Here is a 19,849-nt window from a genome sequence, read left to right on the forward strand (position 1 = left end):
GCGTTGCCGGAGGCGAGGAAAGGGGCGGTTTTTACCTGCGGGCCCGCAGACAGGAGGCGGCACCGCAACGGGGCGTCGCTCCGCCCGCCTGCTTCAACTCAGGGCGACCTTGACCCCGAGGGCGATCAGCAGGCCGCCGAGCAGCTTGTCCACCACCCCCTGGGCCCTGGCCAGGCCGCGGCGCACCACCGCGCTCTGGATCAGCACCACCAGCAGCGGCCACCAGAGCGCGGCGAGGCCGACGATGATGCCGGCGTACCAGAGCTTCTCGGCGAAGCTGGAATCCAGGCTCAGCACCTGGGTGAACACGGCGAGGAAGAACAGCGTGGCCTTGGGGTTGAGCAGGTTGCACAGGTAGCCCTGGAGGAACGCACTCCAGTGGCCGCCGCGCTGCACGCCGCCGACCGCCAGGTCGAGCGTGCCGCCACCGCGCGAGCGCAGGGCCTGGATGCCGATCCAGATCAGGTAGACCGCGCCGGTGTACTTCAGCGCGTTGAACAGCCACGGCGTGGTGGTGATCAGCACCGCCAGGCCGGCGACGCAGTAGGCCATGTGGGTGGCCACGCCGAGGATCACCCCCAGCGAGGTCATCATCGCCGCCGAGCGCTGGTAGCGCGCCGCGTTGCGGACGATCAGGAAGAAGTCCGGGCCGGGCGAGAGCATGCCCAGGGTGGCAAGGGTGGCTACGAAGAGCGAGGTTTCCAGCATGATTCGATACGCCTGGCGCAAGGCGGCGCCGGTTCGCTGCGGCGCCGCGGGTCGGTGGTTACTGGGTCAGTTCCTGTTCGCTGAACAGGCCGTCGAAGAGCATGCTCGAAAGATAGCGCTCACCGGAATCGGGGAGGATCACCACGATGGTCTTGCCCTGCATGTTCGGCTCCTCGGCCAGGCGCACCGCGGCGGCCATCGCCGCGCCGGAGGAGATGCCGCAGAGGATGCCTTCTTCCTGCATCAGGCGCAGCGCCATGTTCTTCGCTTCGTCGTCGCCGATCTTCTCGACCCGGTCGACCAGCGACAGGTCGAGGTTCTTCGGCACGAAGCCGGCGCCGATGCCCTGGATCTTGTGCGGGGCGGGCTTGACCTCCTCGCCGGCGAGGGTCTGGCTGATCACCGGCGAGGTCACCGGCTCCACCGCCACGGCGAGGATCGGCTTGCCCCGGGTGTTCTTGATGTAGCGCGAGACGCCGGTGAGGGTGCCGCCGGTGCCGACCCCGGAGACCAGCACGTCCACCGCGCCCTCGGTATCGTTCCAGATCTCCGGGCCGGTGGTCTTCTCATGGATCGCCGGGTTGGCCGGGTTGTCGAACTGCTGCGGCATGAAGTACTTCGCGGGATCGCCGGCGACCAGTTCCTCGGCCTTCTGGATCGCACCCTTCATGCCCTTCGCCGGTTCGGTCAGGACCAGCTCCGCGCCCAGCGCCTTGAGCACCTTGCGCCGTTCCAGGCTCATCGATGCCGGCATGGTCAGGATCAGTTTGTAGCCGCGTGCGGCGGCGACGAAGGCGAGGCCGATGCCGGTATTGCCGGAGGTCGGCTCGACCAGGGTCATGCCGGACTTCAATCTGCCGCTGGCTTCGGCATCCCAGATCATGTTCGCGCCGATCCGGCACTTCACCGAATAGCCGGGGTTGCGCCCTTCGATCTTGGCCAGGATGGTGACGCCGCGCGGGGCGATGCGGTTGATCTGGACCAGCGGCGTGTTGCCGATGGACTGCGCGTTGTCTGCGAAGATGCGGCTCATGATGGTGTCCTTGTCGCATGGAGAAAGATCAATCAGCCTATTCCGCCCCCGCCCGCGCGTCCAGACGCGTTCGAACCAGCGGCGCGCCGCGCGTGTCCACTGTCCAGGAGGGCCGTACCGATGAAGAAACGCTATGCCATTCCCCTGGGCAGCCTGGCGGCGCTGCTTCTGTTGTTGCTGGCGCTGCACCTGGCGCTGCCGTACCTGGTGCGCGACTACCTGAACGGCAAGCTGGCCGACATGGGCGACTACCGCGGGCACATCGCCGACGTCGACCTGGCGCTCTGGCGCGGCGCGTATCGGATCGACGGGCTGAGCATCGTCAAGGACAACGGCAAGGTGCCGGTGCCGTTCCTCGACGCGCCGAGCATCGACCTGTCGGTGAGCTGGCAGGCGCTCTGGGATGACCACGCGGTGGTGGCGCGGGTGGTCTTCGAACGTCCGCAGCTCAACTTCGTCGACGCCGGCGGCGACCGCGACGCCTCGCAGACCGGTGCCGGCACCGACTGGCGCGAGCAACTGGACAAGCTGCTGCCGATCACCCTAAACGAGGTGCGGGTGGTGGACGGCACCCTGCGTTTCCGCAACTTCACTTCGAAGCCGCCGGTGAACCTGCACGCCTCGGCGCTCAACGCCAGCATCTATAACCTGACCAACGTGGCCGACGCCCGGGGCGAGCGGCCGGCGCGTCTCGAAGGCACGGCGCGGATACTCGGCCAGGCGCCGCTGGAAGTGGCCGCGCATTTCGACCCGCTGAGCGACTTCGAGGACTTCGACCTGCGCCTGCGGGTCACCCGCGTCGAGCTGAAGCGGCTCAACGACTTCGCCAGCGCCTATGGCAAGTTCGACTTCAATGCCGGCACCGGCGACCTTGTGCTGGAGGCCCAGGCTAAGCGCGGCCAACTGGACGGCTACATCAAGCCGCTGCTGCGCGACGTGGACGTGTTCAATTGGCGGCAGGATGTGGAGGATGGCGACAAGAACCTGTTCCGCTCGGTGTGGGAGGCGCTGGTCGGCGGTGGCGAGACGGTGCTGAAGAACCAGCGCAAAGACCAGTTCGCAACCCGTGTGAGCCTGAGCGGTAATGTCCACCAGCGGGACGTCAGCGCGTTCCAGGCGTTCCTCGGGATTCTCCGCAACGCGTTCGTCGAGGCGTTCAACGCTCGTTTCGAGCGTTCCCCGGCGAGGCGCGACGACGACGGCTGAAGACGCGGGCGGAACGGCGGGTCGCGAGGTGGCCGGGCATTCAGTGACTGAATGACCCGTCTGCGTTCACAGTGCGCTTGTCCCCGCGTTATAGTCGGGTTTTCAAACAATACTGAACTGCCCGGTTTTCCAGCCAGGGCGTTACCGTTCGAGGATTTCCTGATGAAGTTCGAAGGCACCCAGTCCTACGTCGCCACCGACGACCTCAAGCTCGCGGTCAACGCCGCCATCACCCTGCAGCGGCCGCTGCTGGTGAAGGGCGAACCGGGCACCGGCAAGACCATGCTCGCCGAGCAGTTGGCCGAGTCCTTCGGCGCCAAGCTGATCACCTGGCACATCAAGTCCACCACCAAGGCCCACCAGGGCCTCTACGAGTACGATGCGGTGAGCCGCCTGCGCGATTCGCAACTGGGCGTGGACAAGGTTCACGACGTGCGCAACTACATCAAGAAGGGCAAGCTCTGGGAGGCCTTCGAGGCCGAGGAGCGGGTGATCCTGCTGATCGACGAGATCGACAAGGCCGACATCGAGTTCCCCAACGACCTGTTGCAGGAACTCGACAAGATGGAGTTCTACGTCTACGAGACCAACGAAACCATCAAGGCGAAGCAGCGCCCGATCATCATCATCACCTCGAACAACGAGAAGGAACTGCCCGACGCCTTCCTGCGTCGCTGCTTCTTCCACTACATCGCCTTCCCCGACCGCGAGACGTTGCAGAAGATCGTCGACGTGCACTACCCGAACATCAAGCAGTCGTTGGTCAGCGAGGCGCTGGACATCTTCTTCGACGTGCGCAAGGTGCCCGGACTGAAAAAGAAACCTTCGACTTCCGAGCTGGTCGACTGGCTGAAGCTGCTGATGGCCGACGAGATCGGCGAAGCGGTGCTGCGCGAGCGCGATCCGACCAAGGCGATCCCGCCGCTGGCCGGCGCCCTGGTGAAGAACGAGCAGGACGTGCAGCTTCTCGAGCGCCTGGCGTTCATGAGCCGCCGCGCCAGCCGCTGAGTGCGTCGGCCCTTTCCGGGGAAAGGGCTGCGGGGCGGCACGCCAGACAGCGGAGGAACATCCCATGCTCAGCGGAAGTTGCCTGTGCGGCGCGGTAAGCTATGAAATCGACGCGCCCATCGAATCGGCCAGTCATTGTCATTGCAGCCAGTGCCGCAAGGCCCACGGCGCGGCGTTCGCCACCTACGGCAAGGTACGCCGCGAGGCGTTCCGCTATGTCGCCGGGGCGGACGCGGTGGCCGAATACCACTCGTCGCCAGGCGTTACCCGTACCTTCTGCCGCCACTGCGGATCGAACCTGCAGTGGCTTGGCGGCAACGAGGACCCGACGTACACCTCTATCGCCCTCGGCACCCTCGACTCGCCGCTGCCATCGGTAGCGCAGCGGCACATCTACGTGGGTTCGAAAGCCGACTGGTACGTCATCGCCGACGACCTGCCGCAGGAACACCAATACTGACCGGCGCCCGCGCGCCGGGATCAACGGACAACAGACGAGGTCGCAGCCATGCTGCTCAACCTGTTCAACGAAATGCGCGCAGCCAAGGTGCCGGTGTCGGTGCGCGAGCTGCTCGACCTGATCGATGCCCTGAAGCACCGCGTGGTGTTCGCCGACATGGACGAGTTCTACTACCTGGCGCGCACCATCATGGTCAAGGACGAGCGCCACTTCGACAAGTTCGACCGGGCCTTCGGCGCCTACTTCAAGGGCCTGGAGAAGCTCGACGAGCACCTCAAGGCGCTGATCCCCGAAGAATGGCTGCGCAAGGAATTCGAACGCCTGCTGACCGACGAGGAAAAGGCGCAGATCCAGTCCCTCGGTGGCCTGGACAAGCTGATCGAAGAGTTCAAGAAACGCCTCGAGGAACAGAAGGAGCGCCATGCCGGCGGTAACAAGTGGATCGGTACCGGCGGTACCAGTCCGTTCGGCTCCGGCGGCTTCAACCCGGAGGGCGTCCGCGTCGGCGACGCCGGCAAGCGCCAGGGCAAGGCGGCCAAGGTCTGGGACCAGCGCGAATACAAGAACCTCGACGACCAGGTCGAACTGGGCACGCGCAACATCAAGATCGCCCTGCGTCGCCTGCGCAAGTTCGCCCGCGAGGGCGCGGCGGAGGAACTGGACATCGACGGCACCATCGACCACACCGCGAAGGACGCCGGGCTGCTTAACATCCAGATGCGCCCGGAGCGGCGCAACACGGTGAAGCTGTTGCTGCTGCTGGACATCGGCGGCTCGATGGACGCCCACGTCAAGGTCTGCGAGGAGCTGTTCTCGGCCTGCAAGACCGAGTTCAAGCACCTGGAGTATTTCTACTTCCACAACTTCATCTACGAGTCGGTGTGGAAGAACAACCTGCGCCGCAGCAGCGAACGCACCGCCACCTTCGACCTGCTGCACAAGTACGGTCCGGACTACAAGGTGGTGTTCGTCGGCGACGCGGCGATGGCGCCCTACGAGATCACCCAGGCCGGCGGCAGCGTCGAGCACTGGAACGAGGAAGCCGGTTACGTGTGGATGCAGCGGTTCATGGAGAAGTACAAGAAGCTCATCTGGATCAACCCCTATCCGAAGGACACCTGGAACTACACGGCGTCCACCGGCCTGGTCCGCGAACTGGTCAAGGAACAGATGTATCCGTTGACCCTGAGCGGCCTGGAGGAGGGCATGCGCTTCCTCTCGCGCGGCTGAGCCAACTGCCTGCGGGACCGGCGACAGGCGCGGCGGCACGCAACTTGCCTACCCTGTGTATCCCGTCCGCGCGGTAACAGCGCGGCGCGGCCACCGGTAACGATGGGCACGCCATGATCGACTCGACCTTCTCCCGCGCCACCTGGCTCAACTCGCTGCACATGTCGACCCTCACTCTCTCGCTGCTGGAGAAGGAAGGGTTCGCCCGCGAGCAACTGCTCGAAGGCAGTGGCATCACCCCCGCCGACCTGCTCGACCTGCGGCGCCTGATCAGCCCCTGGCAGGAGCAGCAGGTGTTCGCCAACGCCTGCCGGCTCAGCGACGAGCCTGCCCTCGGCCTGCGCCTGGGGCTGCGCACGCGGATTTCCGCCTACGGCCTGCTCGGCTACGCGCTGCTCTCCGCGCCGACCCTCGGCGAGGCGCTGCGCATCGGCCTCAGCTATCCGGTCTTGCTCGGCACCTACTTCCACCTGTCGCTGGAGGTCGCCGACGGCCGCGCCTGGCTGGTGGCCACCGGCTACGGCGAGGACGAGGCGCTGCGGCCATTCAACACCGAGCTTTGCCTGGGCTCGCTGAAGGTCACCTGCGCCGACCTGCTCGGCCAGCCGCTGCCCTTGCTGGAAGCGGCCTTCGACTATGCCGGCGACGAGGCGATGGCGCGCGCCTACGCCGAGGGTTTCGCCTGCGAGTTGCACTTCGAACGCGAGCGCAGCGCCATCGGCTTCGCCGCCGAATGGCTGGAGCGCCCGTTGCCGCTGGCCGACCCGGTGACCCACCGGGAGATGCTCGAACAGTGCCGGCGGCAGAACATCGACCTGGCCGCGCGTCGTGCCTGGCTGGACAAGGTCCGGGCGATCCTCGCCGAGCGCTTGCAGGACCCGCCCGGCCTGGAGGAACTGGCCAGGCGCCTGAACTGTTCGTCGCGCAGCCTGCGCCGGCACTTGCAGCAGCAGCGCACCAGCTACCAGCAACTGCTCGACGAGCTGCGCTTCGCCCGCGCCAAGGAGCTGTTGCAGAGCGGCGACATGCCGATCTACCGGATCGCCGAGGAGCTCGGCTTCAGCGAGACCGCCAGCCTGCGCCATGCCTTCCAGCGCTGGAGCGGCCAGCCGCCGAGCCATTTCCGCGCCTGAGCGCTCGCTCAGGCGGAGGGGCTGGTGTCGGCGTGGCGCCGTCGCCGTTCGTCCGCCACCTCGCCCAGGGGCTTTGCCGCGCCGTCGCCAATCCAGGCCATGAAGGCACGATCGAAGCGGAAGTCGGCGCCGCACAGCCCGACGAGAAAGCGCCGTAGGTCCTGGGTGTTGCGCTAGTCGCGGCACACTGCGGTGTCGCGGGTGATGGTGTCGTCGTGCCAGCCGAAGACCATCTGTCGTTTCTCTGCGCGCGCTGGAGCGGGCAGGCCAACGATGGCCTGCCCACGGGCCGTCAGGACGCCGGAACTTCGATCAGCCGGTCATAGGGCGGCAGGCCGCTGTATTGGCCCAGGGCTTGCTCGTAGGCGTTCTTCAGGTCGTCGGCGGCGAGGTCGTAGCCGACCAGCAGCTGTTCGAGTTCAGCGGCGTTCTGCGGGTCGTCGTTCTGCAACTGCGCGTCGAGTTCGCGGGTGCGCGCGGCGACGCACTGGATCGCCACCATCAGGGTCTGGGGTTTCAGGTTCATGGTTCACTCCTAGAGCCCGCGGGCTTTTTCCCATTGGCGGCGGATGGCGTTGCGCACGAAGTTGTCCAGCTGGCCCATGAGGACCTCCCGGTACATCGGCTTGGCCGGCATGATGGTGTAGTGGGTGGCTTGCAGGCGCTTGTTGTAGCTGTCCTGCTTCACCTTCAGGTCCGGCGGGATGTCGGTGCCGTCGGGGATCACGAAGTCGCCGTCGGCGCGGCGCAGCACGCCGGCGCGGTCGAACACCGAGGTGCCGCCGGTGTCCGGGGCGTAGAGGCCGTCGCGGCCGGCGACGATGTCCGGCGCGCGGGCGGGGACGCCTGGGGTGTTGGGGCTGTCGAAGGTCGGATGCAGCAGCGGGGCGACTTCCGCAGCCTCGGCGAGTTCCCTGTCGGGGCGCAGGTAGCGACCGACGTCGCCGTCGTAGTTGGCCTTGAATACCGCCCGGTAGAGGGTGAGGCTGGTTTTCTCGTAGTCGTAGGACATGCGTGGACTTCCCTGTGGGTTGCGTTCGCGGCGCCGAGGGTGCGCGGCATCGCTACCGGCCACCGTCCTTGTGGCGCCATCGGCGAGCAGGATAACAGCCGTGGGCGGATCCGCCAGGGGCAGGCGACGACCGTCGCCCGGGAGGCTCAAGGCCTGGCCGCGCCGTGCAGGTAATGGCGGATGCGCACCTCCACGCCGGCGCTCTGGAAGCGCCGGGCGGCGGCTTCGACACGCAACTCGCCGCGGGTCACCCGCTGGTGGTGGCGCAGGTGCTCCAGCCAGGATTCGTCGATGAAGAACTCCAGCCACAGGCGACGGTTGCCGCTGTCCTGGACCAGCCCCCAGGACACCGCGCCGTTGCGCCGACGCATGGCGCGCACCTCGACCATCGCCGCCTGGAATGCCGCGGCGTCCTGCGGGTCGATGTCGTACTCGAGGGTGACCATCACCGGGCCGCGTTCCTGGTCCACCTCTTCGTCGACCAGCGGTGCCGGCCAGTGCAGCGACGGCGCGAGGTCCTCGGCCTCGGTGACCGGCAGCCGGCAGCGTAGCGACGCGAACAGGCCGAGCAGCAGCGCGGCGCTGGCGCAGAGCAGGGCGAAGGTGATCGACAGGTGGCTGGCGACCAGACCCCACAGAGCGCCGCCGGCGGCCATGCTGCCGAAGAACACCAGGATGTAGACCGCCAGCGCGCGGGCGCGGACCCAGGCTGGCACGGAGGTCTGCGCGGCGACCTGCAGGCTGGAGAGCACGGCGATCCATGCCGCGCCGCTGAGCAGCATCACCGGCACCAGCAAATAGAGGTTGCGCAGCAGCGCCAGGGCCGCCAGCACCAGCGCGTAGAGCACGCTGGAGAGCAGCACCAGGCGGTCGCTGCCGAGGCGTTCGCGCAGGCGCGGCAGGAACGCGGCGCCGAGTACCGCGCCGACGCCGACGCTGCCCAGCAGCAGGCCGAAGTCCATGGCGTTGCCATGCAGTTCGCCGCGCACGATCAAGGGCAGCAGCGACATGCCGGCGCTGGCGCCGAGGAAGAACGCCACCGCGCGCACCAACACCGATTGCAGCGGCCTCGAGCTGCGGCTGTAGCGCCAGCCGGCGCGCAGGGCGCCGAACAGGCGTTCCGCCGGCAGCACCGAGGGCACGGCCTCGCGTTTCCAGGCCAGCAGCACGGCGATCACCGCGAAGAAGGAGAGGGCGTTGAGGGCGAAGGTCAGCCAGGGGCCGACCAGGCTCACCAGCACCCCGGCGATGGCCGGTCCGACCGCCCGCGCCAGGTTGACCCCGACACTGGACAGCGCCACCGCCGCCGGCAGTTCGTCCTTGCCCACCAGTTCCGGAGTGGTGGCGCTCCAGGCCGGCATCATCAGCGCGGTGCCGATGCCCATGCACAGGGTCAGGCCGAGCAGCAGCCAGACGCTGGTCAACTGGAGCAGGGTGAGGCTGGCCAGCAGGGTGGCCACCAAGGCCATCCACAATTGCACGCCGAGCAGGTAGCGGCGCTTGTCGACGATATCGGCGAGGGCGCCGGCCGGCAGGGCCAGGAAGAACATCGGCAGCGATCCGGCGACCTGCACCAGGGCTACGTTCAGCGGGCTGGCGGAGAGCGAGGTCATCAGCCAGCCGGCGCCCACCTCGTGCATCCAGGTGCCGATGTTCGAGGCGATGCTGGCCAGCCATAGCCAGCGGAAGGTGGCTTGGCGCAGGGGACTCCAGGGTGAGGCGGCGGGTGCGGTCATGGTCAGAGCGAGCCTTTGAGTGGGTATTCGACGATCAGGTAGAGGCGGTCGATGTCGTCGCCGGCCTGGGCCGCGTTGGCCCGGTGGCTGAGGTGCGAGACGTTCAGCGAGAGGTCCTTGAGCGGGCCCGAGGCGAACACGTAGCGCAGGTCGAGGTCGCGCTCCCAGTGCTTGCCGCCGCTGCCCTGCAAGGGCCGGTAGCGGCCATCGGCGCCCGGCGGGTTGTAGGCGCCGCCGGCCGGCGCATGGCTGCCGTCGATGGCGCGGCCGCTGACGTAACGCGCCATGAAGCTCAGCCCCGGCAGGCCGAACGGGGCCAGGTCGAGGTCGTAGCGAGCCTGCCAGGAGCGTTCGCCGGGACCGTTGAAATCGGCGTACTTGATCGAGTTGGCGAGGTAGATGGAGTCACCTCCGACGAAGTCGAACGGCGTGTCCCCATGGACACGCTGGTAGGCCAGGGAGAAACCCTGCGCGCCGACGCGATACTTCAGTTGCAGGCTGTAGGCCAGGGTGTCGATCGCGCCGGCCCGGCTGCGGCCCTGGTCGCGCGTGCGATAGAGGTTGCCATCCAGGCTGAACGCGGCACGTTGCAGGTTCATGTTGAGATAGACCTGGCGCCAGACGTTGTCCAGTTGCGCGGCGAACAGCGAGCCGCTCAGGTTGTCGCTTGCCGCCAGGCTGGCGCCGGCGAAGCCGATGGCGCTGCCGGCGGTGCTCGCGCCGTAGCCGTCGAAGTCGCCATGGCCGGAGCTGGAGGCCTGTTCCTTGAAGGCGGTGAAGCGCCCGGCCTGGATCCGCACGCGGTCGAGGTCGTCGCTCTGCAGGAAGAAGCCCCTGGCGTACTGGGGCTGCAGGCGCTTGTCGCTGGTATCGAAGACCGGGGTCTCGACGGTCATCTCGCCGACCTTGAGCAGGCTCTCGCCGAGCCGCAGCTTGAGTGCGGCGCCGGCGTCGGAATACTCGCTGGCGTTATCGCCGGATGAGTCCAGCGGCAACAGGCCGGTGCCGGCATGGCCACGTCCGCCGTCGAGCTTGAAGCCGGCGAAGCCGTGGAGATCGAGGCCGAAGCCGACGCGGCCGGGGGTATAGGCCGATTCCAGGTCGGCGATCAGGCCGTGTGCCCATTCCTTGCGGTAGCCGCGCCCGGCGTCCGCGCGGCGATAGTCGTTGTAGAGGAAGTAGTTGCGGTTGAGCAGGCGCCACTCCAGGTAGTCGGGTGCCTTGGCTTCCTCTGTCGCGGCGTGGCACGGCGAGGTGCCGCCCAGCGCCAGGAAAAGGGCCAGGCGGCCGACCGGTCGAACGCGGATCATCGGGAAAACTCCGGGCGAGGCGGGCCGCGAAGGGCCCGCCCGGGTACGTCAGAAAGCGAAGCAGGAACAGCCGAATGCGCCCCAGAAGCCCTGGAAATCGCTCACCGGTACGTTGGAGTGGCGCGCGCGGTTGTGCTCGTGGGCATGTACCGCGCAGGCACCGACGCACTGGTGGACCTGGGCGGTCAGCGGCGCGCCTTGCCGCCAGTGGCCGGGTACCTTGGCCACCGGCGACCAGTCCGGCAGCACCGGCGGCGCCGGCGGACCGAGCTTGTCGAACTCGGCGGCGGCATAGACGACCTTGCCGTCGACCACCGTGAGCACCGACTCGATCCACTTGATGGCCTCTTCCTCGACGCCGAAGAAGTCCGCCGACAGCGCCGCCAGGTCGGCGAGCTGGCCAACCTTGATCTGTCCTTTCTTGCCCTGCTCGCTGGAGAACCAGGCGCTGCCGTGGGTGAACAGCTGCAACGCGGTTTCCCTCGGCAGGCCCTGCGGATACAGGGCCATGCCACCGACGGTGCGGCCACTGACCAGCCAGTACAGCGAGGTCCAGGGGTTGTAGCTGGAGACCCGGGTGGCGTCGGTGCCGGCACCCACCGGCACGCCCTCGGCGAGCATGCGCTGGATCGGCGGCGTGGCCTCGGCGGCCTTGGCACCGTAGCGGTCGACGAAGTACTCGCCCTGGAAGGCCATGCGGTCCTGGATCGCGATGCCGCCGCCGAGCGCCCGCACCCGCTCGATGTTGCGCGGGGTGATGGTCTCGGCGTGGTCGAAGAACCAGGGCAGGCCGTTGAACGGAATGTCGCGGTCGACTTTCTCGAACACGTCGAGCATCCGCGAGATCGATTCGTCATAGGTGGCGTGCAGGCGGAACGGCCAGCGCTGCTCCACCAGGTGGCGGACCACAGGCTCCAGCTCCTGCTCCATGGTCTGCGGCAGGTCCGGGCGCGGTTCGAGGAAGTCCTCGAAGTCGGCGGCGGAGAACACCAGCATCTCGCCGGCGCCGTTGTGGCGGAAGAAATCGCTGCCCTGGCCGTACTTGACGCTGCCGGTCCAGTTCTTGAAGTCGGCGAGTTCTTCCTTGGGTTTCTGGGTGAACAGGTTGTAGGCGATGCGCACGGTGAGCTGGCCCTGGTCGGCCAGTTCGCGAATCACCTGGTAGTCGTCCGGGTAGTTCTGGAAGCCGCCGCCGGCGTCGATCGCGCTGGTCAGGCCGAGGCGGTTGAGTTCGCGCATGAACTGGCGGGTGGAGTTGACCTGGTATTCCAGCGGCAGCTTCGGTCCCTTGGCCAGGGTGGCGTAGAGAATCATCGCGTTGGGCCGGGCGATCAGCATGCCGGTGGGTTCGCCGCTGCTGTCGCGGACGATCTCGCCGCCGGGCGGGTTGGGCGTGTCCTTGGTGTAGCCGACCACGCGCAGGGCGGCGCGGTTGAGCAGGGCGCGATCGTACAGGTGGAGGACGAACACCGGGGTGTCCGGCGCGGCCTTGTTCAATTCCTCCAGGGTCGGCATGCGCTTCTCGGCGAACTGGAACTCGTTCCAGCCGCCGACCACCCGCACCCACTGAGGGCTGGGCGTGCGTTCGGCCTGGTTCTTGAGCATGCGCAAGGCGTCGGCCAGGGAGGGCACGCCTTCCCAGCGCAGCTCCAGGTTGTAGTTGAGGCCACCGCGGATCAGGTGCAGGTGCGAGTCGTTGAGACCGGGGATCACGGTGCGCTTCTGCAGGTCGATCACCTGGGTGGCGCTGCCGCGATGGAGCATCGCCTCGGCGTCGTTGCCGACGGCAAGGAACTTGCCGTCCTTGATCGCCACGGCGGTGGCGGTGGGGTTGTCGCGGTCCACGGTGTGGAAGCGGCCGTTGTGCAGGATCAGGTCGGCGGTCATGGAACCTCCTGGGTTGCTTGCGGGAGAAAGGCTGGCGGCGTTGGCGAAGGGCAGGGCGGACCACAGGACTCCGGCGGCGCCCAGCACCGAACTGGTAGTGAGGAACTGGCGGCGGTCCTTGCTCGGCGGATCGTGGCTCATGGCGTGCTCCTGGCAGCGGGGCGGAATCGGTCAGCGAGGGCGGCGGCGAGAGAGGCCACCGGACAGGATAGGTGCGGCGGCGGGAAACGTACGGGACGAAAGAGCGGTTTTCCCGAATGACGCATCCTCCTGCAAGCGCAACTTGCTGGTAATCGATAGCAAGTAAGGCGCGTGACATATCCTGAAATTCATGGGGTATTTCTTATAGGGCGGACTGTCGATTCTGCTAGCTGGTAATCCTTTTTTTATTGTCTCTGTGTGCGCTTTTTGTATGGATGTGTCGAATGTTTTGAATATCGCCGTTCAACTTTATCCAGGGCCGCAGTTCAGTTATTTATTTTCTCGAAAAGTTTGTTTTTTCCAACATTCATGATTCATAGTCTGGCCGGCCACGGGAAATTATCTGTTGGCCCGCGTGCTGTTGTGCGCAACAGCTGGAATTCATCGTTCGTTGTCAGGAAACAATCATGAGCCACTATCTCGAAGTTCTAACTCCGCAGAACAGCCAGATCATCTTCATCGACCAGCAGCCACAGATGGCATTCGGCGTACAGTCCATCGATCGCCAGACGCTGAAGAACAACGTAGTGGGCCTGGCCAAGGCGGCGAAGGTATTCGACATCCCGGTCACCATCACCACGGTGGAAACCGACAGCTTCTCCGGCCCGACCTATCCTGAGCTGCTGGCGGTGTTCCCCGAGCAGAAGATCCTCGAACGCACCTCGATGAACTCCTGGGACGACCAGAACGTGCGCGACTCGCTGGCCGCCGCGGGCCGCAAGAAGGTCGTGGTCGCCGGGCTGTGGACCGAGGTCTGCAACACCACCTTCGCCCTCTGCGCCATGCTCGAGGGCGGCTACGAGATCTACATGGTGGCCGATGCCTCGGGCGGCACCTCCAGCGACGCCCACAAGTACGCCATGGACCGCATGGTCCAGGCCGGCGTGGTACCGGTGACCTGGCAGCAGGTCCTGCTGGAATGGCAGCGCGACTGGGCCCGCCGGGATACCTACGACGCCGTGATGGCCATCGCCAAGGAGCATTCCGGGGCCTACGGCATGGGCGTGGACTACGCCTACACCATGGTGCACAAGGCGCCCGAGCGGGTGACCCACGGCGAACGCATCGGCCCGAATCCGGCCAAGTGAATGCCGGCCGTGCCGCTCCGGCCCGCCGGGCGGCACGGCCGCGAAGGAGAACGAAGATGAAGCTCTACGTATTGTCGCTGGGCGCCGGACTGTTGGTGGGGATCGTCTACAGCCTGCTGCAGGTGCGTTCGCCGGCTCCGCCGCTGGTGGCGCTGGTGGGGTTGCTCGGCATCCTGCTCGGCGAGCAGGTCATCCCGGTCGGCAAGCAATTGCTCGGCGGTTGCGCGTTCGCCTCGGCCTGCGACAAGGCGGGTTCGGTCGGCCATGTGCTGGGACAACTACCGGGTCGGCATCGCCTCGACCAGGCCGCTGGCCCGTCGGAAAAGGAAAAGGGTTGAGCGTTATATCATCGAGTAACAGCGCAGTAATCTGGTAGTTATCTTCGTCGGTTAGATTTCCCCGGAACGGCTCCCTCGGATTAATCTCTGGGGGAGCTTTCGTGCGTCGTTTTTCGCGTCGAGAGAAAAGTGTCACGAGATCATCAGGCGCATGGAATCAGGGGGGAGTCATGACTGTTGCCATAGACAGAACAAAGGGCGACCAATCCACGCCAGGGAACATCATAAGGGGAGAAGGGTACGCCTTGATTCGCAACAGTGAGGCGACTCCCGATCCGGACAAGGTGATCCATATTCCTTGTGCCGATTCGTTTTCCGTCATCGTTCAGTTGCGCGATTTCAATTCCCATCGTCTCTGGAATGGAAACAAACTGGTTTTCGATGGCGGTCATCCGCGGAAAAGTATCTCCATCGCCTATCTTGGCGATGAAATAAAGTGCCAGCACCGGACAACTTACGACAATGTCCGCTTCATGTTGCCGCGCGCTTCGATAAAGGAGTTTCTCTACGAAGAAGGGCAACGCGCGTCCGCCGAGCCGGAGCGGATCATCGGTGTCGACGATCCGGTGGTCTATCACCTGGCGCTGGCGTTGCTGCCCAGTTTCGCCAGGGCGGGGGAGCGCAACGAGCTGTTCATCGAACAGGTCATGCTGGCGCTGTTGACCCACGTTCAGGGTCGCTTCGCTTCGACCCAGGTCCCGGCCTGCACCGGCAAGGGCCTGGCGCCCTGGCAATTGCGCAGGGCCAAGGAGCTGATCGCCGGGCATCTGGCCGAGGGCGTGTCGGTGGCGCGCCTGGCCGAGGAGTGCGGGCTCTCGCGCAGCTATTTCACCAAGGCCTTCAAGTGCAGCACCGGTGTTTCGCCCCACGAATGGCTGATGCGCATGCGCGTCGACCGGGCCAAGGAGCTGATGCTGGGCAGCGACGAACCGCTGTCGCAGATCGGCGTCGCCTGCGGCTTTTCCGACCAGCCGCATTTCTCGCGGATCTTTCTCCGGCTGGCCGGCGCCTCGCCCTCGACCTGGCGTCGGGTCAAGCGGCAGCGCACCGACGCAGCGCTCTGAACCGCGACCGTGCGTGACGGACGGTACGGAAGCCGCCGGATGCTCGGCTAGAATGCCCTGGCTTCGGCGGTCGCCACCGGCCGCCCACTTCGCAACGGAACAGGGAATCGCAGATGAAAGCAGTACGCCAGGGTCGCGGCGTAACGGGGTTGCTCATGCTCCTGGCGCTGGCCGGGTGCAGTTCGCGGTCGGCGGAGCCGCCGCCGCCCAACCCCGACGAAGTACGGGCGAAGATCGTCCGCCTGATGCCGGCCACGGTGCGCGATCGCCAGGGTTGGGCCCGCGATATCTACGCGGCCTTTTCCGCCCAGCAGATCTACCCCAGCGATGAGAATCTCTGTGCGGTGCTGGCGGTGACCGAGCAGGAGTCCACCTACCAGGTCGACCCGCCGGTGGCCGGCCTGGGCAGGATCGCCACCCGCGAGGTCGAGCGCCGCGCCGGCAAGCTGCACGTGCCGGCGTTCCTGGTCAGCTCGGCGCTGAGTATCAAGTCGCCCGATGGCCGCACCTACAGCCAGCGCCTGGCCGCGGCGCGCACGGAGAAGGAACTGAGCGAGACATTCGACGATTTCATCGCCATCGTGCCCATGGGCGGCAAGCTGTTTGGCGGCTTCAATCCGGTACACACCGGCGGGCCGATGCAGGTCAGCATCGCTTTCGCCGAGCAGCACGCGGACGGCTATCCCTATCCGCTGGACGGCAGCATCCGCCGCGAGGTGTTCAGCCGGCGCGGCGGCATGTATTTCGGCATCGCCCACCTGCTTGGCTATCCGGCGGACTACCCGGCGCCGCTGTACCGCTTCGCCGACTTCAACGCCGGCTGGTATGCCAGTCGCAACGCCGCGTTCCAGAGTGCGGTGAGTCGCATCTCGGGGATTCCGCTGGCGCTGGATGGCGATCTGATCCGCTACGGCACGCGCACGCCGGGCTCCACCGAGCTGGCCGTGCGCAGCCTCGGCAAGCGCCTGGACATGAGCGACGCGGCGATCCGCCGGGCGCTGGAGCAGGGCGACAGCCCGGAGTTCGCCGACAGCGCGCTGTACCGCAAGGTCTTCGCCCTGGCTGAAAGCGCCACCGGCAAGACATTGCCCCGCGCCGTGCTGCCGGGGATCACCCTGGAGAGCCCGAAGATCACCCGCAAACTGACCACCGCCTGGTTCGCCAAGCGCGTCGACGAACGCTACCAGCGCTGCATGGCGCGTGTGGGGAAGCGCTGAGACCATCGTCGCTCGGGCCGAACCTGGCGCCGCCGCGGTAGTCTGCCGTCCTGCCAGTCAAATACATGGAGACGCAGCATATGAAGACCCGATACAGCGCCGAGGCACCGGCGCGCGACGAACTGGACCGGCTCGCCGGTCCGACGCTGGTGGAGTTCGGTACCGACTGGTGCGGCCATTGCCAGGCCGCCCAGCCGCTGCTGGCGGAAGTATTCGACGACTATCCGGAGGTCGGCCACCTGAAGGTCGAGGACGGTCCCGGGCGCCGCCTGGGGCGCTCGTTCCAGGTCAAGCTGTGGCCGACCTTCGTCTTTCTTCGCGACGGCCGGGAGGTGGCGCGGGTGGTCCGCCCCGGCAGCGCCAGCGTGCTGGAAGAAGCGTTCGAGAGCCTGGTCGGCGAGGGCTGAGGATCCGGCCCGCGGGCCGGGCGGTGTTCAGGCCGACATCGCGTGATCCACCTGTTCGCGGATCTCCTGGTAGCGCAGTTCCATCAGCTTGCGCTGCTCGCGCCGGGCCAGTGCCTGGGCGTAGCGGCGTTTCTCGATCGCGGTCTCCGGTTCCAGCGGACGCACCGCCACCGGCCGGCGCTGGTCGTCCATCGCCACCATGGTGAAGAAGCAACTGTTGGTGTGGCGCACGGTGCGCTCGTGGATGTTCTCGGTCATTACCTTCACCCCGACCTCCATCGAAGTGCGCCCGGTGTAGTTCACCGAGGCGAGGAAGGTCACCAGTTCGCCGACATGGATCGGCTCGCGGAAGATCACCTGATCCACCGACAGGGTCACCACGTAGCGTCCGGCGTAGCGCTTGGCGCAGGCAAAGGCCACTTCGTCGAGGAGCTTGAGCAGCGCGCCGCCGTGGACGTTGCCGGAGAAGTTCGCCTTGTCGGGGGTCATGAGCACGCTCATGGTCAGTTGGTAGCTGCCAGGTTCCATCGTTCACCTATCACGCAAGTTGTTCACGGGCCATTGCAGTGGGCCGGCGGCCGCTCTGCGGCGGCATCTGGCGATAGGGTAGGGAGAAACGCCGGCGCGATTAGCACCGCAGTCGACAATGGTGTTTTCCGCGAAACGGGCTTGCGGTGCCGCTCCGTATGCGCCAAGGCTAGTCGCGGGAGCCGCCGCGTCCTTCCCGGCTGGCATCCATCCAGCGCAGCACTTCTTCGCCGAACTCCGGCGGCGCGATACGCCCCACCCGGCGTACCAGGTCGAGGATGGTCTGCTGGGCCAGCGCTTCTTCCATGCGCTTCTGCGCGGTGAGCATCACCGCGTGGATCGAGCAGGTGTTGCGGGTCGCCCAGGAAGGCGGGTTGCCTTCGAAGATCGCGCAGCGCTCGCGGACCTCCCGGCATTCGAAGATCGATTTGTCGCCGTCGATGGCGCGGACCACGTCGAGCACGCTGATTTCGTTGGCCGGCCGCGCCAGGCGGAAGCCGCCGCGCACGCCTTCGGTGGCAGCCACCAGGCCGGCCTTGGCCAGGCGGGTGAAGACCTTGGCCAGCAGTTCCGGCGGCACGCCCTGCAACTCGGCGAGGGTGCGCACGCTGGACTCGCGGCTGTCGCCTTTCTCGTCGGCGAGGAACAACAGGCAGTGGATGCCGTATTCGACGCCGGCGCTATAGAGAGCCATCACTAACTCCGACAGAAATATTCGCAATATTCTGCGCGGTTTTCAGGTCGCTCACAAGAACAGGCCTTCCGCCTCGAAGCGCTCTATCTCCGATCCTTTCCGTATGTTTTCGCCGTCTTTTCCTCTCTTTCATGGCGAGGGGAGGTTGCCTGCCGGAGCGCTTTTCGGGGATTGATCTCCGTAACTACGACAAATATAGTCGTAGTTACGGAGAAGCCTTTCTCCGGATATCCCGTCCTTTCCCTCCAGGAGCCCCCAATGAAACAACGTATCCTGATCGTCGGTGCCGGATTCGCCGGCATGTGGAGCGCGCTGAGCGCAGTGCGCCAGCTCGACCGCCAGGGCCGCGACGACGTCGAGGTCGCGGTGCTCGCGCCGCAGCCCGAGCTGCGCATCCGCCCGCGTTTCTACGAGCCTGACGTGCAGCGCATGGCGGCGCCGCTGGGCGAATTGTTCGCCGCGGTCGGCGTGCGTTTCGTGCAGGGCAGCGCGCAGCGCATCGACGTGGCCGGCAAGCGAGTGGAATACCGCGATGCCGAGGGCACGCCGGCGCAGCTGGACTACGACCGCCTGGTGCTGGCGGCCGGCAGCGGCGTGTGGCGTCCGGCGAGTGTCGCCGGCATCGACGCGGCCTTCGATGTCGATCAGTTGGAAGATGCCCTGCGCCTGGAGGCACACCTGCATGCCCTGCGCGACTTGCCGGATTCGCCGGCACGCAACACCGTGGTGGTCGCCGGCGGCGGCTTCACCGGCATCGAGACCGCCACCGAGATGCCGGCGCGCCTGCGGGCGATCCTCGGCGAGAAAGCGGCGCTGCGAGTGATCGTGGTCGACCGTGGCGCCGCCATCGGCGCATCGCTGGGCGCGGACCTGAGCGGCTTGATCGCCGAGGCCTCGGCGGAACTGGGCGTGGAGTGGTGCCTGGGGCGTTCGGTGGCGGCGGTGGATGCCGAGGGCGTGACGCTCGACGACGGCCAGCGGATCGAGGCGAAGACCGTGGTCTGGACCGTGGGCGTGCGGGCCAGCACGCTGACCGGGCAGATTCCGGGCGAGCGCGATGCCCAGGGTCGCCTGCATGTCGACCGCAACCTCAAGGTGCTCGGTCTCGACGATGTCTACGCCACCGGCGACGTGGCCCGCGCGGCTACCGACGACCTCGGCAACCATGCCCTGATGACCTGCCAGCACGCCATCGCCCTGGGTCGCTCGGCCGGCAACAACGTGGCCGCCGACCTGCTCGGCGTCGAGCCGATTCCCTACAGCCAGGTGAAATACGTGACCTGTCTCGATCTCGGCGGCTGGGGCGCGGTGTTCACCGAGGGTTGGGACCGCCAGGTGCGGTTCGTGCGAGAGGAGGGCAAGAAGATCAAGAGCGAGATCAATGGCGTGTGGATCTACCCGCCGGCGGCGGACCGCGCCGTGGCGCTGGCGGCGGCCGACCCGCTGATTCCGGTGGTGGCGTAGGGCGATTTTCCCTCACTCCAACCCTCTCCCGCAGGCGGAGAGGGTGCCGTGCGGCGTAGAGGGATGTCGCGGCGCGCGGATGCCTGGCCTCCGGTAGGGCGAATAACCGCGAAGCGGTTATCCGC

The 19,849-nt window shown here is 66.6% G+C and carries 20 protein-coding genes and 1 pseudogene; 11 read left to right on the forward strand and 10 right to left on the reverse strand.

Annotation, left to right across the window (positions count from 1 at the left end):
- Nucleotides 1–93 precede the first annotated feature (93 nt).
- Together HMPREF2886_RS18875 and cysK are read right to left on the reverse strand one after the other, a co-directional pair.
- Complete coding sequence (locus HMPREF2886_RS18875; RefSeq protein WP_033975391.1) at nucleotides 94–708, reverse strand: LysE family translocator; 615 nt, start codon at nucleotides 706–708, stop codon at nucleotides 94–96.
- Between the two features lie 58 nt (nucleotides 709–766).
- Nucleotides 767–1,741 (reverse strand): cysteine synthase A, encoded by a 975-nt coding sequence (gene cysK, locus HMPREF2886_RS18880; protein WP_033975392.1) that lies wholly within the window; start codon nucleotides 1,739–1,741, stop codon nucleotides 767–769.
- A gap of 120 nt (nucleotides 1,742–1,861) precedes the next feature.
- Between cysK and HMPREF2886_RS18885 the strand changes: the two genes are divergently transcribed.
- From HMPREF2886_RS18885 to HMPREF2886_RS18905, 5 genes are all read left to right on the forward strand, one after another.
- Nucleotides 1,862–2,947, forward strand: a complete 1,086-nt coding sequence (locus HMPREF2886_RS18885; protein WP_058017613.1) for a DUF748 domain-containing protein — start codon at nucleotides 1,862–1,864, stop codon at nucleotides 2,945–2,947.
- Between the two features lie 162 nt (nucleotides 2,948–3,109).
- Nucleotides 3,110–3,955, forward strand: coding sequence for an AAA family ATPase (locus tag HMPREF2886_RS18890; RefSeq protein WP_003090571.1), 846 nt, complete (start codon nucleotides 3,110–3,112; stop codon nucleotides 3,953–3,955).
- 64 nt (nucleotides 3,956–4,019) lie between these two features.
- The gene (locus HMPREF2886_RS18895; protein ID WP_003101529.1) at nucleotides 4,020–4,415 is read left to right on the forward strand and encodes a GFA family protein; all 396 of its coding nucleotides are present in this window, start codon (nucleotides 4,020–4,022) and stop codon (nucleotides 4,413–4,415) included.
- A gap of 48 nt (nucleotides 4,416–4,463) precedes the next feature.
- Nucleotides 4,464–5,645: a vWA domain-containing protein gene (locus HMPREF2886_RS18900; protein WP_033968041.1), complete on the forward strand. Its 1,182-nt coding sequence runs from the start codon at nucleotides 4,464–4,466 to the stop codon at nucleotides 5,643–5,645.
- Nucleotides 5,646–5,758: 113 nt separating this feature from the next.
- The gene (locus tag HMPREF2886_RS18905; protein WP_003101519.1) at nucleotides 5,759–6,778 is read left to right on the forward strand and encodes an AraC family transcriptional regulator; all 1,020 of its coding nucleotides are present in this window, start codon (nucleotides 5,759–5,761) and stop codon (nucleotides 6,776–6,778) included.
- An 8-nt stretch (nucleotides 6,779–6,786) separates the two neighbouring features.
- Here the strand turns inward: HMPREF2886_RS18905 and HMPREF2886_RS35045 are convergent.
- The 6 genes and pseudogenes from HMPREF2886_RS35045 to HMPREF2886_RS18930 form a co-directional block, all read right to left on the reverse strand.
- Nucleotides 6,787–6,939: pseudogene (locus HMPREF2886_RS35045) on the reverse strand (DUF6434 domain-containing protein); the annotation flags it as partial.
- Nucleotides 6,940–7,070: 131 nt separating this feature from the next.
- Complete coding sequence (gene tsi2, locus HMPREF2886_RS18910; protein WP_033968044.1) at nucleotides 7,071–7,304, reverse strand: type IV secretion system immunity protein Tsi2; 234 nt, start codon at nucleotides 7,302–7,304, stop codon at nucleotides 7,071–7,073.
- Between the two features lie 9 nt (nucleotides 7,305–7,313).
- A complete protein-coding gene (gene tse2 / locus HMPREF2886_RS18915; RefSeq protein WP_033968046.1) occupies nucleotides 7,314–7,790 on the reverse strand; it encodes a type VI secretion system effector Tse2 in 477 nt (158 codons plus the stop codon).
- Nucleotides 7,791–7,936: 146 nt separating this feature from the next.
- Nucleotides 7,937–9,526 (reverse strand): MFS transporter, encoded by a 1,590-nt coding sequence (locus HMPREF2886_RS18920; RefSeq protein ID WP_023081367.1) that lies wholly within the window; start codon nucleotides 9,524–9,526, stop codon nucleotides 7,937–7,939.
- A 2-nt stretch (nucleotides 9,527–9,528) separates the two neighbouring features.
- Nucleotides 9,529–10,836: an OprD family porin gene (locus HMPREF2886_RS18925; RefSeq protein ID WP_033968048.1), complete on the reverse strand. Its 1,308-nt coding sequence runs from the start codon at nucleotides 10,834–10,836 to the stop codon at nucleotides 9,529–9,531.
- Between the two features lie 48 nt (nucleotides 10,837–10,884).
- On the reverse strand, nucleotides 10,885–12,723 hold the full coding sequence (locus HMPREF2886_RS18930) for an amidohydrolase (protein WP_003101513.1): 1,839 nt from the start codon (nucleotides 12,721–12,723) through the stop codon (nucleotides 10,885–10,887).
- 608 nt (nucleotides 12,724–13,331) lie between these two features.
- Here HMPREF2886_RS18930 and HMPREF2886_RS18935 point away from each other — a divergent pair.
- From HMPREF2886_RS18935 to HMPREF2886_RS18955, 5 genes are all read left to right on the forward strand, one after another.
- Complete coding sequence (locus HMPREF2886_RS18935) at nucleotides 13,332–14,012, forward strand: hydrolase (RefSeq protein WP_003090561.1); 681 nt, start codon at nucleotides 13,332–13,334, stop codon at nucleotides 14,010–14,012.
- Between the two features lie 56 nt (nucleotides 14,013–14,068).
- Nucleotides 14,069–14,350, forward strand: coding sequence for a XapX domain-containing protein (locus HMPREF2886_RS18940; protein WP_003101509.1), 282 nt, complete (start codon nucleotides 14,069–14,071; stop codon nucleotides 14,348–14,350).
- A 170-nt stretch (nucleotides 14,351–14,520) separates the two neighbouring features.
- Nucleotides 14,521–15,414, forward strand: a complete 894-nt coding sequence (locus HMPREF2886_RS18945; RefSeq protein ID WP_023089235.1) for a helix-turn-helix domain-containing protein — start codon at nucleotides 14,521–14,523, stop codon at nucleotides 15,412–15,414.
- A gap of 113 nt (nucleotides 15,415–15,527) precedes the next feature.
- Nucleotides 15,528–16,631, forward strand: a complete 1,104-nt coding sequence (locus tag HMPREF2886_RS18950) for a DUF1615 domain-containing protein (RefSeq protein ID WP_039026839.1) — start codon at nucleotides 15,528–15,530, stop codon at nucleotides 16,629–16,631.
- 80 nt (nucleotides 16,632–16,711) lie between these two features.
- Nucleotides 16,712–17,038: a thioredoxin family protein gene (locus HMPREF2886_RS18955; RefSeq protein ID WP_009313971.1), complete on the forward strand. Its 327-nt coding sequence runs from the start codon at nucleotides 16,712–16,714 to the stop codon at nucleotides 17,036–17,038.
- Between the two features lie 27 nt (nucleotides 17,039–17,065).
- Here HMPREF2886_RS18955 and HMPREF2886_RS18960 read toward each other — a convergent pair whose 3' ends face one another.
- Together HMPREF2886_RS18960 and HMPREF2886_RS18965 are read right to left on the reverse strand one after the other, a co-directional pair.
- Nucleotides 17,066–17,566, reverse strand: coding sequence for an acyl-CoA thioesterase (locus HMPREF2886_RS18960; RefSeq protein ID WP_033975397.1), 501 nt, complete (start codon nucleotides 17,564–17,566; stop codon nucleotides 17,066–17,068).
- 169 nt (nucleotides 17,567–17,735) lie between these two features.
- Complete coding sequence (locus HMPREF2886_RS18965) at nucleotides 17,736–18,260, reverse strand: RrF2 family transcriptional regulator (protein ID WP_003090553.1); 525 nt, start codon at nucleotides 18,258–18,260, stop codon at nucleotides 17,736–17,738.
- A gap of 258 nt (nucleotides 18,261–18,518) precedes the next feature.
- Between HMPREF2886_RS18965 and HMPREF2886_RS18970 the strand changes: the two genes are divergently transcribed.
- Nucleotides 18,519–19,724: an NAD(P)/FAD-dependent oxidoreductase gene (locus tag HMPREF2886_RS18970; RefSeq protein WP_033968060.1), complete on the forward strand. Its 1,206-nt coding sequence runs from the start codon at nucleotides 18,519–18,521 to the stop codon at nucleotides 19,722–19,724.
- The last annotated feature ends 125 nt before the right edge of the window (nucleotides 19,725–19,849 follow it).

The organism is Pseudomonas sp. HMSC066A08 (assembly GCF_001813025.1).
GTDB lineage: Bacteria > Pseudomonadota > Gammaproteobacteria > Pseudomonadales > Pseudomonadaceae > Pseudomonas > Pseudomonas aeruginosa.

Excerpts from the sequence above, each read along its gene's own strand:
- HMPREF2886_RS18875 (WP_033975391.1), bottom strand. The coding sequence starts at position 708 with ATGCTGGAAACCTCGCTCTTCGTAGCCACCCTTGCCACCCTGGGCATG.
- cysK (WP_033975392.1), bottom strand. The coding sequence starts at position 1,741 with ATGAGCCGCATCTTCGCAGACAACGCGCAGTCCATCGGCAACACGCCG.
- HMPREF2886_RS18885 (WP_058017613.1), top strand. The coding sequence starts at position 1,862 with ATGAAGAAACGCTATGCCATTCCCCTGGGCAGCCTGGCGGCGCTGCTT.
- HMPREF2886_RS18890 (WP_003090571.1), top strand. The coding sequence starts at position 3,110 with ATGAAGTTCGAAGGCACCCAGTCCTACGTCGCCACCGACGACCTCAAG.
- HMPREF2886_RS18895 (WP_003101529.1), top strand. The coding sequence starts at position 4,020 with ATGCTCAGCGGAAGTTGCCTGTGCGGCGCGGTAAGCTATGAAATCGAC.
- HMPREF2886_RS18900 (WP_033968041.1), top strand. The coding sequence starts at position 4,464 with ATGCTGCTCAACCTGTTCAACGAAATGCGCGCAGCCAAGGTGCCGGTG.
- HMPREF2886_RS18905 (WP_003101519.1), top strand. The coding sequence starts at position 5,759 with ATGATCGACTCGACCTTCTCCCGCGCCACCTGGCTCAACTCGCTGCAC.
- tsi2 (WP_033968044.1), bottom strand. The coding sequence starts at position 7,304 with ATGAACCTGAAACCCCAGACCCTGATGGTGGCGATCCAGTGCGTCGCC.
- tse2 (WP_033968046.1), bottom strand. The coding sequence starts at position 7,790 with ATGTCCTACGACTACGAGAAAACCAGCCTCACCCTCTACCGGGCGGTA.
- HMPREF2886_RS18920 (WP_023081367.1), bottom strand. The coding sequence starts at position 9,526 with ATGACCGCACCCGCCGCCTCACCCTGGAGTCCCCTGCGCCAAGCCACC.
- HMPREF2886_RS18925 (WP_033968048.1), bottom strand. The coding sequence starts at position 10,836 with ATGATCCGCGTTCGACCGGTCGGCCGCCTGGCCCTTTTCCTGGCGCTG.
- HMPREF2886_RS18930 (WP_003101513.1), bottom strand. The coding sequence starts at position 12,723 with ATGACCGCCGACCTGATCCTGCACAACGGCCGCTTCCACACCGTGGAC.
- HMPREF2886_RS18935 (WP_003090561.1), top strand. The coding sequence starts at position 13,332 with ATGAGCCACTATCTCGAAGTTCTAACTCCGCAGAACAGCCAGATCATC.
- HMPREF2886_RS18940 (WP_003101509.1), top strand. The coding sequence starts at position 14,069 with ATGAAGCTCTACGTATTGTCGCTGGGCGCCGGACTGTTGGTGGGGATC.
- HMPREF2886_RS18945 (WP_023089235.1), top strand. The coding sequence starts at position 14,521 with ATGACTGTTGCCATAGACAGAACAAAGGGCGACCAATCCACGCCAGGG.
- HMPREF2886_RS18950 (WP_039026839.1), top strand. The coding sequence starts at position 15,528 with ATGAAAGCAGTACGCCAGGGTCGCGGCGTAACGGGGTTGCTCATGCTC.
- HMPREF2886_RS18955 (WP_009313971.1), top strand. The coding sequence starts at position 16,712 with ATGAAGACCCGATACAGCGCCGAGGCACCGGCGCGCGACGAACTGGAC.
- HMPREF2886_RS18960 (WP_033975397.1), bottom strand. The coding sequence starts at position 17,566 with ATGGAACCTGGCAGCTACCAACTGACCATGAGCGTGCTCATGACCCCC.
- HMPREF2886_RS18965 (WP_003090553.1), bottom strand. The coding sequence starts at position 18,260 with ATGGCTCTCTATAGCGCCGGCGTCGAATACGGCATCCACTGCCTGTTG.
- HMPREF2886_RS18970 (WP_033968060.1), top strand. The coding sequence starts at position 18,519 with ATGAAACAACGTATCCTGATCGTCGGTGCCGGATTCGCCGGCATGTGG.